Annotated in this window: 4 protein-coding genes; 2 read left to right on the top strand and 2 right to left on the bottom strand. The window is 53.4% G+C overall.

Annotation, left to right across the window (positions count from 1 at the left end; all coding sequences use genetic code 11):
- Window positions 1-70: 70 nt before the first annotated feature.
- Entirely contained in the window at window positions 71-529 is a 459-nt protein-coding gene (locus BDE01S_RS09190) for a c-type cytochrome (protein WP_115225398.1), read from the top strand.
- 67 nt (window positions 530-596) lie between these two features.
- Here the strand turns inward: BDE01S_RS09190 and lepB are convergent, their stop codons facing one another.
- Together lepB and BDE01S_RS09180 are read right to left on the bottom strand one after the other, a co-directional pair.
- The gene (lepB, locus tag BDE01S_RS09185; RefSeq protein WP_066080574.1) at window positions 597-1592 is read right to left on the bottom strand and encodes a signal peptidase I; all 996 of its coding nucleotides are present in this window, start codon (window positions 1590-1592) and stop codon (window positions 597-599) included.
- A 229-nt stretch (window positions 1593-1821) separates the two neighbouring features.
- On the bottom strand, window positions 1822-2040 hold the full coding sequence (locus BDE01S_RS09180) for an HP1242/YdcH family protein (protein WP_066080571.1): 219 nt from the start codon (window positions 2038-2040) through the stop codon (window positions 1822-1824).
- Window positions 2041-2273: 233 nt separating this feature from the next.
- Between BDE01S_RS09180 and BDE01S_RS09175 the strand changes: the two genes are divergently transcribed.
- The gene (locus tag BDE01S_RS09175; RefSeq protein ID WP_066080568.1) at window positions 2274-3467 is read left to right on the top strand and encodes an amino acid aminotransferase; all 1194 of its coding nucleotides are present in this window, start codon (window positions 2274-2276) and stop codon (window positions 3465-3467) included.
- The last annotated feature ends 73 nt before the right edge of the window (window positions 3468-3540 follow it).

Below are 3540 nucleotides of genomic sequence, written 5' to 3'. Positions count from 1 at the left end.
GGGCGCAGCAACGCCGTATCATTCTTATTTTAAATGTTTATAATATTAACACGTTCAGGAAAGCCATACCATGAAGATTCAAACCGCCCTGCTTCTCGCTGCCTCTGCTGCGGCATTCACCCTCAGCGCCTGCGGCGGCGCGCCCGCACAGCCCAAAGGCCCGATTTCGGAAGACCGCTCCGCCGCCTTCAAATCCATGATGCCCGAATTTATGAGCATGGGCAAAATGGTGAAAGGCGAGGAAACCTACGAAGTGGAAAAATTCAAACAGGCCGCCGCCGTTTTTGCCGAAGCCAGTCAAAAACCGTTCGGCTTTTTCGAATCCGATCCGCAGGGCAACGGCGAAGCGCTGCCCGCCATTTGGGAAAATCCGGACAAATTCAAAGCCGAAGAGCAGCAGTTTTACGCGGCGGTGGAAAAGCTGAATGCCGCCGCGCAAGGTGCTAATCTGGAATCGATTAAAGCCGCTTACGGCGAAGTCGGCGCAAGCTGCAAATCCTGCCACGATGCCTTCCGTATGCCGAAATAAGCGGATTAAGCCCGCAAAAAAGCCGTCTGAAAATTCGATTTTTCAGACGGCTTTTTTTAAGCTCAACTTAGCGGATGCCGGTACCGATGCGGCTGAAATCGCTAAAGTTCATCCACACGAAAAACGCTTTGCCCACAATCAGCTTGTCGCTGACAAAGCCCCAGTAGCGGGAATCGGAGCTGTTGTCGCGGTTGTCGCCCATCATGAAGTAATGGCCTTCGGGTACGGTGCAGCGGAAAGCCGAGCCGTCGGGCGCGTATTCGCAGCTGCCGGCAAATGCGCTTTGGTTAAATTTAGCCAGCTGACCCGGCTCGTAGCTGCCGTAGCCCGGCACTTGCAGGATGTCGAAGGTATGGCTGCCGATGGTTTCGGAAAACTGCTCGGCCTTGATGCCGACGTTCTGCCCCAGCTCGGGTACATATTCCTGATATTCGTACACACCCGCCGGCGTATCTTTCACCACTTGGCCGTTAATGCTCAACACTTTGTCTTTGTACTCGACCACATCGCCCGGCAGGCCGATGGTGCGCTTGATGTAGTTGACGGAAGGCTGCTCGGGATAGTTGAACACCACCACATCGCCGCGCGCCACTTCGCCGGTCGGAATCACGACATTATTGATAATCGGCGTACGGATGCCGTAGGCAAATTTGTTAACCAAAATAAAATCGCCGACCACTAGGCCCGGGCGCATGGAGCTGGACGGAATTTGAAACGGCTCGGCCACAAAGGTGCGTAATACGAAAACCACCAGGATAATCGGGAAAAAGCCGCTCATATAGTCGGTAAAGTGGCCTTTGTCTTCATGGGCGGCATCGCTTTTCAGACGGCGTTTGTGCACCAGCCACACGATGCCGGTGAACAAGACAAACAGCAGTAATACGGCAGTAAAACTCATGAAAAACGACAATACGCCGAATACGCCTACCATCATCAAGAGGTAGCCCCATTGCAGCGCGCCGCTCCACTCGCCGTTGGCCTGGCGGGTTTTGTCGCTTTTGAAATACAGTACCAAACCGACTGCAAATGCGGCAATGGCGGCTAAAAGGAAGTTACTGCCCATAAATTTGACGACTCCTATGTTGGGAAAATAAGGGCACGCTGCCGTGCCTGAAAAATATAGTCTTTGAAAATAAAAATGATACGGCGCGGCTGCGCCTTATTCTTTTATCCGACCATGCGGCTCATTTTACCGTTTAAAGCCCGATACCGCAAAGACTTTGCCCCGTATGCCGCAGGCGTGAAAAAAGCCGCCCGAACATCCACATTCAGACGGCTTTTTCGACAACGGTTTATTTACCGTCGGCTTTCAGCAGAATTTCATACAGTTTGTCTTTCAACTGCAGTTTTTCTTTTTTCAGCTCTTCGATTTCTTCCAAGCCGCTGGTTACGGGGTCGTTGACCAGGCCGGTGATTTTATCGTCCAGAGCGTTATGCTCGTCAAACAAGCGGGCGAAGTGTGCGTCTTCTTGTTTTAATTTGGAAATTAATTCGCGGTACTCGGGAAACATAGTGCATTCCTCTCTGTTGTTCAATTAAAAGTGTCGGAAACGGAAATCCTTTTCTTAATTCCATTATATCAAAGGTGGGTTTTTTATCCAGTCTTTTCCGCATACCTGAAAGGCCGTCTGAAAACGGGGCGGGGTATGCCTGCCGTCAAACACCGCAATACCTATATCCAGCATCCATAAATCGGCGTAAAATAAACCCACTTCCCATCATTATCCCCTGCTTGGAGGGCCTTATGTTTTTCGACCGCATCGAAGCCGCACCTGCCGACCCGATTTTGGGCCTGGGCGAAGCATTCAAAGCCGAAACCCGCACCGGCAAAGTCAACCTGGGCATCGGCGTTTATAAAAACGCCGCCGGCAACACCCCGATTGTCAAAGCCGTCAAAGAAGCGGAAAAACGCCTGCTGGCGAGCGAAACCACCAAAAACTACCTCACCATCGACGGCGTAGCCGAATACAACGCGCAAACCCAAATCCTGCTTTTCGGCGCGGATCACGAAATCATCGCCAACGGCCGCGCCAAAACCGCGCAAAGCCTCGGCGGCACAGGCGCGCTGCGGATCGCCCTCGAGTTTGCCAAACGCCAAACCGGCGCGCAAACCGTTTGGATTTCCAACCCCACCTGGCCCAACCACAACGCCATCTGTAAAGCCGTCGGCCTTACCGACAAACCCTACCGCTATTACAACCCGCAAACCCACGGTTTGGACTGGGACGGCCTGATTGAAGATTTGGCGCAGGCGCAAAAAGGCGACATCGTGCTGCTGCACGGCTGCTGCCACAACCCGACCGGCATCGACCCCACACCTGCCCAATGGGAAACCCTGGCCAAAATGTCCGCCGAAAAAGGCTGGCTGCCGCTGTTTGACTTCGCCTACCAAGGCTTCGCCAAAGGCTTGGAAGAAGATGCCGCCGGTCTGCGCCTCTTCCTGCAATACAACCGCGAACTGCTGATTGCCAGCTCCTACTCGAAAAACTTCGGTATGTACAACGAGCGCGTGGGTGCATTCACCCTCGTAGCCGACAACGCCGAAGCTGCCGAGCGCGCCCACAGCCAGGTCAAAGGCATCATCCGCACCATCTACTCCAACCCCGCCAGCCACGGCGCGGCCACCATTGCGCTGGTGTTGAAAGATGAAGCCCTCAAAGCCCAATGGATTGCCGAACTCGACGAGATGCGCGGCCGCATCAAAGCTATGCGCCAAAAATTCGTCGCTCTGCTGCAAGCCAACGGCGCAACCCAAAACTTCGATTTCATCATCGAGCAAAACGGTATGTTCTCGTTCAGCGGCTTAAGCCCCGATCAGGTTGACCGCCTGAAAGACGAATTCGCCATCTACGCCGTCCGCTCCGGCCGCATCAACGTTGCCGGCATTACCGACGACAACATCGACTACCTGTGCGAAAGCATCGTCAAAGTTCTGTAACGCCCGTAAGCGATAAAAAGCCGTCTGAAAATCTGTGAGATTTCAGACGGCTTTCCATATCGAAAACAGTTAA

The sequence above is a fragment of the Bergeriella denitrificans NBRC 102155 genome, from assembly GCF_001592185.1.
Taxonomy (GTDB): Bacteria; Pseudomonadota; Gammaproteobacteria; order Burkholderiales; family Neisseriaceae; genus Neisseria; species Neisseria denitrificans.
The sequence above is the reverse complement of the archived record's forward strand: the minus strand, read 5'-3'. Positions and strand labels throughout refer to the sequence as shown.